Source organism: Helicobacter sp. T3_23-1056 (assembly GCF_053654535.1).
Genome location: NZ_JBSIUU010000047.1, coordinates 1 through 6,927 on the forward strand (window position 1 = coordinate 1; position 6,927 = coordinate 6,927).

A 6,927-nucleotide genomic window follows, 5' to 3' on the forward strand; every position below is an offset into this window, starting at 1 on the left:
TGTCTTGTGTATTCATATTGCTTGCCTTTTGTTTGTTTTTATTGTGCAGTTTGTTTGTATGATTTAGGTTATTTTAGATTAAATTGCTTTTTTGTAATCTTATTGATTTTTGATTATGGCAGGTTATATGGCAGGTTTATTGAAGTTTTAGTTATTTTATCAAAAGAGTTTTATGATTACTCTAGCTTTAAATCTAGTTTTTGCATCATTTCTTTGCTCCAGCCTTTTGGGGGGTTTGTGATGCTAGGGTAGATTCTAGGGAAAAATTCGATATATACGCTTTTATTATCGCTTAATTCAAAATAGTATTTACCTAGTGGGGAGGGTGTGATTTTACTTGCTTGGTCTATTTGGCTATCACTCATATCATATATTTCATATTCGTCCATTTGGCTTATTGGTTGGTTTGGGGAGGTAAAAGACAATGAATTACTCAATTTGGTATGATAATGCCCCTTTTCATCAGTTGGGAGATAATTTTGAGCTTCTAAGTTAAAAAAGCCGTATTCCCATCCATTGTTTGAGCTACCCAATATTTCATCTTTTAATTCCTGTGATAAATTACTATGATATGTGGCACTAATATAATTTCGTAGTTTATAAAATAAGTATTTCCATTTGTCATATTGCGATATGTTGTCATCATCTATATAACTGGCTATATTAAAAAGCATATTGTTTTTTTCTGCAAGATAGCCTTGATAATAACGAATCGTATAATTTCTCAAACTCCACACCAAATACGCATAAAATAACTCATCATATAATAAGATTTTATGATTTGGTTGATTGGTTTTAGCTAGAAAATCTAGCGTAAGTAGCATAGCGTTTGTATAAGGGGTTTTAGGGGCATTGCTCCACCATTTAAACATATCTTTTTGCAAGATTCCTTTTGATAATAAATCATCATAGATTTTATCGTGCAAATAATATGCGTTGATTCCATTATTTTTGTTTATAGATTCTATGTAGTTTGCGATAAATTCTGTATTTTCTTTGTGTAATTGTGTGAAATATGAGATGATTTGCTCTTTTGTCAAAGTGATATTTGCTTTGCTATTTTTGCAAAGTGTTTTTACATTATTAGCGTTGAGTTCAGTATAATTGCCAACCATTTCATCATATTGTGCTTGTGGTGGGACATATTTTTTATTGATTTCATCAAGCCACAAAGGATTGATTTTATCTGCTTCATTAGCAATATTTGCTATGTTTGATGGGATAAATTTAGGGGCTAAAATGCCTTGCTTATTTTTGCTAAAAATAATTTTGCCTAAAAATAAACCTACTTTATGGTCTAATATTTGACGCTCATTATTTGGACACCAATTATCAAGGGCGTTTATATTTGTGTTGATTCCCAAATATATTTCTTTATCAACTCGATTGCGTAAGAAGTCGTTGTGGATTTTTGGGTCCCAAATCATACCTATTGACATTGCCTCTGCGATGCATAAGCTTAAAATGATATTTAGCAGTATAAATGCGACTTTTTTCATTATATCAACTCCATAAATTTTATGCGTAATTGTAACAAATCAACAAATCATTGAGTGATTTTAAGTTTTTGTGCCTTTTCGCGCTCCACTCGTGCTTTTGTCGATTTGATAATCTTTGCTAAAATATCCATTTATTCCCTTTATCGCGGATTTATATGATACGCGCCTACAAATGCCAACGCCAATGCTTGATTGAAGCGATAGCCTAGATAAATGTCTAATTGAAATCCTGCGACATAATGGCAATATTCAGCACAAGCTGGTCTGGTCGTTGGATAAAAGTCTGTCTCTGGGTCTTTTCTTATTTGTTGCCTTGCTTCCTCAAATAAAGCGTTGTTTGTAGAAAAATTATTATGCAAAATCAATGTTTGTGCTTGATAATATTGCGTAGCAGCGATTTTTATGATTTTGCTACTTGCGATATATGCAGAGCCTCTATCCCAAATTTCGCCACTATATAAGCCCAAATAACTACTAGCATAAGGCTCATATGATTGCATAAAATCAAGAATATCCTCCCAAGAAGCCTTTTTTTTGTAATCTAAAACATATTTATTCCACCAACCTGACGGATGTGTGCCATATTCATCGGTGTAATAATATTCTGTCAATTCTGGAGCGGGGACACTCTCAAACTCCCAAAATGTAAAATACTCCAAATCATTTTGATTTACATTCATTAGCTCCCAAAGCTCATCATAAACTATGCCTAATTTATTGTGCTTTGCCTTTGGGATTATGAGTTCTTTTGAGGCAATGTCATAGCCTTTGAGATTCAAAGCATTTATGGTATGCCATTGCTTTTTGATATTTTTTTCATTAAATGGCTTATCGCCATAGATATTTATGTGTAATTGTATTTTGTCTTTAAAGTTATTTTGCGTATATTCAAAAGATTCGCTTGTAAGTGGCAAGTAGGCTTTCATAGTGGATTTATCTTTTAAAAACTCTCTCTTAATAGAATTTGGGATAATGTCATAGATGAAGTCATAAAGCGTTAGATTTTCAGTGCCACCAACAAGAGTAGTCCAATAGTCATCAATGCCACGATATAATTCATCATTTGCATTATTTTTCTCTTGTAATTTCATTTTGGCTATTGTTTCATAAATGTTTAGATTTTTGCCATTGTAAGTGAATCTAAAATGCTTTTGCATAAAGTCTTTGTATGTTAATTTTGGATTTTGCGTTAGCTCTTTGTGCTTTTCGTAGAGTTTGATAGTTTCCCATTGCGAAAAGATAAGCTGGACAAATGGATATTGCTTTACCAAAAGTGAAAACTCATCATTGTGATTTTTATGAAAATTTAGCACTTCAAAAATGATTTGCTTTGGCAAAGGTATCCCAAAGGCATTGTAATCTTTGTCTTGCAAGTTTGCTAAATCTTTTGGCGTGATTAAGTCTTTGTTGCGCCCATCCCAATGCAATGAATCATATTCACTGACTAACTCAAATCGTATGTTCATAATATTGTAGTCAAACATAGCATTTGCGACATTTAGCGTGAAAATCAACAATAGCGCGAGAAATCGTAGTTTTGGCATAAAAATCCTTTGCATTTTTAAAATTTAAAAGCGTGATTGTAGCGAATCATTGAGCGATTTTAGATTCGCGTGCGTCAATCAGTAGATTGTGGCTTATGAACACCCTTACATTTAAATATAGTATTTATCTATCACTTCTACGCCATTTTGGGTTTGTTTATAGGTTTTTTGATAGAATAATGCGCTTGGGTCGTATTCTATGACTATTTCATCTTTGCTTTTGCGCGTTATGAAAACCCACATAGATGTCAATTCGCAATCTGTAATTTCGTCATTTAGGCATACTTGTATTTGATGTTCTACTTTGACATTGTCATTTGGCAACTTAATGGTGGAGATTGTTTTGTTTATTCTACGCAAAACCTCATAATCATCGCTTATCTCGCTTTGCAAATGCGCTTTTATGGCTTCCTCTATGCTATTAGAGCCTGTAATAATGCACTTTTGTGAGCTATCTTCGTAACCAAATTCTCTTTCGCCACATTTTATTGCGATGGCAGGATTTGTGCTAGATTGCGCGTTTGAATCTTGTGGATTCGCACTTGAATCTGTGGTTGAATCTGCGTTTGATTCGCTTGATTGCGTGTTTGATTGTGTTGAATCTTGCGCTAAATTGCTAGATTCAACTTGCGAATCTTGCGTGGATTTTTGCGATTCGCCTAAATCTACGCTAGATTCAACTTTTGAATCCTTTGAATCCCCACACGCACTAAACCCCAAAATCCCCACTAAAATCAAAATTACCAAACTTAATTTTTTCATTTTTTGCCCCTTTGAATCTAAAATTTAAAAAGTCGTGATTGTAGCAAAAATTCGCGCTTTTTAGATTCGTGTTTGATTTGCGGTGAAATTAGATTCACGCGAATTTATGGCAAACCGCCACTAGATTCTAGATTCGCATTAGATTCGCGCCTTTGTCGAATCAATGCTATTAAAAATCTATTTTATTTACCGCCCCAAGCACACAACACGCTAAAATGCCACACAACACAAATTTTTTCATTCCCTACCTTGCCACCGCAAAATTCCACACCACTTGAATCCTATATTTTGGCGTTGTAAAAATCGCCTGTAAATACGAATTTTGCGGCATTGATTCTAAACTAATCTCACAAGGCACATTGCGACAACTAATTGGCAAAAAATTATCTGCATTAGTTTTATAAAGTTGCCACGCCAAAGATTCGAGTGCCAACTCTTTATCAAAGGACAAAAATAGATTTTTGGTATTTTGAATTGCATAAAAATTCGTTAAAATTCCTACATTTTTTCTAAAATCACAAGATTTTCTACACACACCTAATGCAACGCTTTTATCGTCAAAAATATACATTACTGCGGGATTTAAAATGCTTTTTTGTGTGTCTGTGAGTTTGATAGAATCTACAAGTTTTTTATCATAAAAAATGTCTGAATCTTCGTTGCTATAAAAATCTATCACACTTACTTCTTTGCATATCATTTGAGAAACTGTGCTGTTGCTTTCTTTGCAAATAATATTTTCGGTGGTTGATTCGCTAGATTGCGCGTTTGATTGTGTTGAATCTTGCACTAAATCGCTAGATTCAACTTGCGAATCTTGCGTGGATTTTTGCGATTCGCCTAAATCTTTTGAATCCTTTGAATCTCCACACGCCACAAACGCAATCGACAAAACCGCCACCAAAATTACCAAACTTAATTTTTTCATTTTTACCCTTTGAATCTAAAAATTTAAAAGTGTGATTGTAGCGAAAATTCGCGTTTTTTAGATTCGCGTGAATCGACAAAAAACAATCCCCCCGCATTTTAGATTTGTTATAGCTCACAAATCATTTGCCTTTTTTAGAATCTCTTGCATTTTTGGCTTATCTTTATATTTTTCTTGCAATGCTTTATAGACTTGTGGCAACGGCTTACAATACTGCTCTATTTTCTTATCAAGTTCCTTTTGCCTTGATTCATTATATGCTTCCTCGCCACGATAATAATTGCACTCGCAAACATTGCCTAAAAAGCTATCAATATCTTGCGGATATAGCATACTAGATTTTATAACGCCTTGCGTGTCTTTACCTGTTTGTCGCAATGAAATCTCATAGCTTCTATAAGTGCAAATTCTCTCGCCATTTTCAAAGGCATTTAGTGTTATTGTTACTTTATTTTCATTGTGCCATTGCACTTTAAGGCTTTTATAACCATAGATTTCACTTTCCAAATCATCAAACATTTTGGCAATATTATCCATAATCGTGATACTTTGCGGGAGATAATAGCTATCTGTAAATTTTGGTTTTATCTCATAATATGCCCTAACAATATCTGTATCTTTCAGTGTCAATTCTTCCACCACTTCGGCAAATAACGCACTACAAAAAATCAACACAACACATACTAATCGCATTTTTACCCCTTTGAATCTAAAATTTAAAAGTGTGATTATAGCGAATCATTGAGCGATTTTAGATTCGCGCCTTTTAGTGCGATAGTCATAGCCCTTTTGTAAAAATCATCAAATTTTTTAGGAAAAAGCAAGTATTTAATCGCACCTTTGGGATTGTGTCGCTCAAAATGTAGCAAATAAAACACATCAAGCATAATCCACTCCCACGCAAAAGAGTTGCACCAAGCTACCATTTTGCCTTCTTTTGCCTTGATAGTAGCAATCTCTTGTGCCAAAAAACCATTTTTATGCAAACGATTCATACAATTTTCGTGCGTTTCTTGCGAATACTCCGTATCCAAATATTCTTCAAGTAAATCTATCCAATTATCCGTGTGATTTAACTTGCGCAAACCATTGCGTTTGGCAAATGTGGCGATTTCATCACTTGTCGCATATCGCATTGCTATGAGCTCATAAAATGGCTCACCCAAATGCCTATTTACCACCACAAAGGCGTTTGGTAGCGTGATATATGCCATAATATCCTTTGCCAAAAGCACTCCATTGCCCTTGCAGACGCTACTAGGCTTGTATGGATAATCATTAAAGATAATTTTATCGTTTTGGATTATCGCGCTAGGTGGCATTTGTGCGGTGTTTTTACTATTTAGATTCACTTAAAAATATCCTCCAAAAATTCATAACCAAACGCGTGAATCTTGTCTAATTTTTATTGCTCTCTACGATAAACTGCTCTAATTGCGCCAAAGCCTTGCCTGAATCAATCAGCGATTCTGCCATTTTCACGCTTAATGAAATTTTAAAATGTGGCATTGTAGCAAAAAATTGGGTTTGTTTTTATGCTACATTTATCATTGCAAGAAAAATCCCCTAAGCAAGAAAATCCATTAAACAAGAGAATCCACTAAGATTTTATGGCAATCTATTTTTTAGAATTATGTTTTTAAGATTTGGATTGCCACGCAAAAATTCGCTTACACTCATTTTTGCTCGCAATGACGATTGAATCTGTCGGATTGCTATTCTTTGTCATATTGAGTGCGTGAGCGCGAAATATCTCTTTTCTTTTTGTGTCAATTTTTGAGCAAAAAAAAGCGTGGTGGTAAATGCTAGAGATTTTATGCTAGTAAATTGGAAAACGCTAAGGCTTTTATGCTAGTAAAGTGGAAAATGCTAGGGGTTTTTGCTGGCAAAGTAAAAAACGCTAGGGGCTTGTATGCTAGCAAAGGTGGAAAATGCTAGGGCTTATGCCTGCAAGGCGTGAAATGCGTGGTTTTTGCTAGCTTTTTATGCTAGTTTTTGGCTAAAAAAGAAAAAAAGCTAAGCCAAAAAAAGCCTAAAAAAGCGTGGCAAAGGCTAGCATAGTAGGATTTTTTTAGATTTTGCAGGGGGGCAGATGCCCAAGTGCGTGGCTAGATTTTGTGTCAAAACGCTTGATTTTTTGGCAAAAAACTAAAAATGCTTCGTTTTTGTAAAAAACAAAAAAACTTCGTTTTTG

Annotated in this window: 6 protein-coding genes; all 6 read right to left on the reverse strand. The window is 34.3% G+C overall.

What is annotated here, in order from left to right:
* Window positions 1–176: 176 nt before the first annotated feature.
* The 6 genes from ACWIUO_RS13115 to ACWIUO_RS13140 all read right to left on the reverse strand — a co-directional run bounded on the left by ACWIUO_RS13115 (window position 177) and on the right by ACWIUO_RS13140 (window position 6,085).
* A complete protein-coding gene (locus tag ACWIUO_RS13115) occupies window positions 177–1,499 on the reverse strand; it encodes a hypothetical protein (RefSeq protein ID WP_454178341.1) in 1,323 nt (440 codons plus the stop codon).
* A 140-nt stretch (window positions 1,500–1,639) separates the two neighbouring features.
* On the reverse strand, window positions 1,640–3,043 hold the full coding sequence (locus tag ACWIUO_RS13120) for a hypothetical protein (protein ID WP_454178342.1): 1,404 nt from the start codon (window positions 3,041–3,043) through the stop codon (window positions 1,640–1,642).
* 111 nt (window positions 3,044–3,154) lie between these two features.
* Window positions 3,155–3,805, reverse strand: coding sequence for a hypothetical protein (locus tag ACWIUO_RS13125; protein WP_454178343.1), 651 nt, complete (start codon window positions 3,803–3,805; stop codon window positions 3,155–3,157).
* 244 nt (window positions 3,806–4,049) lie between these two features.
* Window positions 4,050–4,733, reverse strand: a complete 684-nt coding sequence (locus ACWIUO_RS13130; RefSeq protein WP_454178344.1) for a hypothetical protein — start codon at window positions 4,731–4,733, stop codon at window positions 4,050–4,052.
* 114 nt (window positions 4,734–4,847) lie between these two features.
* On the reverse strand, window positions 4,848–5,426 hold the full coding sequence (locus ACWIUO_RS13135; protein ID WP_454178345.1) for a hypothetical protein: 579 nt from the start codon (window positions 5,424–5,426) through the stop codon (window positions 4,848–4,850).
* A gap of 35 nt (window positions 5,427–5,461) precedes the next feature.
* Window positions 5,462–6,085, reverse strand: a complete 624-nt coding sequence (locus tag ACWIUO_RS13140) for a hypothetical protein (protein WP_454178346.1) — start codon at window positions 6,083–6,085, stop codon at window positions 5,462–5,464.
* Window positions 6,086–6,927 lie beyond the last annotated feature (842 nt).

Bases quoted from the DNA above. Each gene is read 5' to 3' on its own strand.
- ACWIUO_RS13115 (WP_454178341.1), bottom strand. From the start codon at position 1,499: ATGAAAAAAGTCGCATTTATACTGCTAAATATCATTTTAAGCTTATGC.
- ACWIUO_RS13120 (WP_454178342.1), bottom strand. From the start codon at position 3,043: ATGCCAAAACTACGATTTCTCGCGCTATTGTTGATTTTCACGCTAAAT.
- ACWIUO_RS13125 (WP_454178343.1), bottom strand. From the start codon at position 3,805: ATGAAAAAATTAAGTTTGGTAATTTTGATTTTAGTGGGGATTTTGGGG.
- ACWIUO_RS13130 (WP_454178344.1), bottom strand. From the start codon at position 4,733: ATGAAAAAATTAAGTTTGGTAATTTTGGTGGCGGTTTTGTCGATTGCG.
- ACWIUO_RS13135 (WP_454178345.1), bottom strand. From the start codon at position 5,426: ATGCGATTAGTATGTGTTGTGTTGATTTTTTGTAGTGCGTTATTTGCC.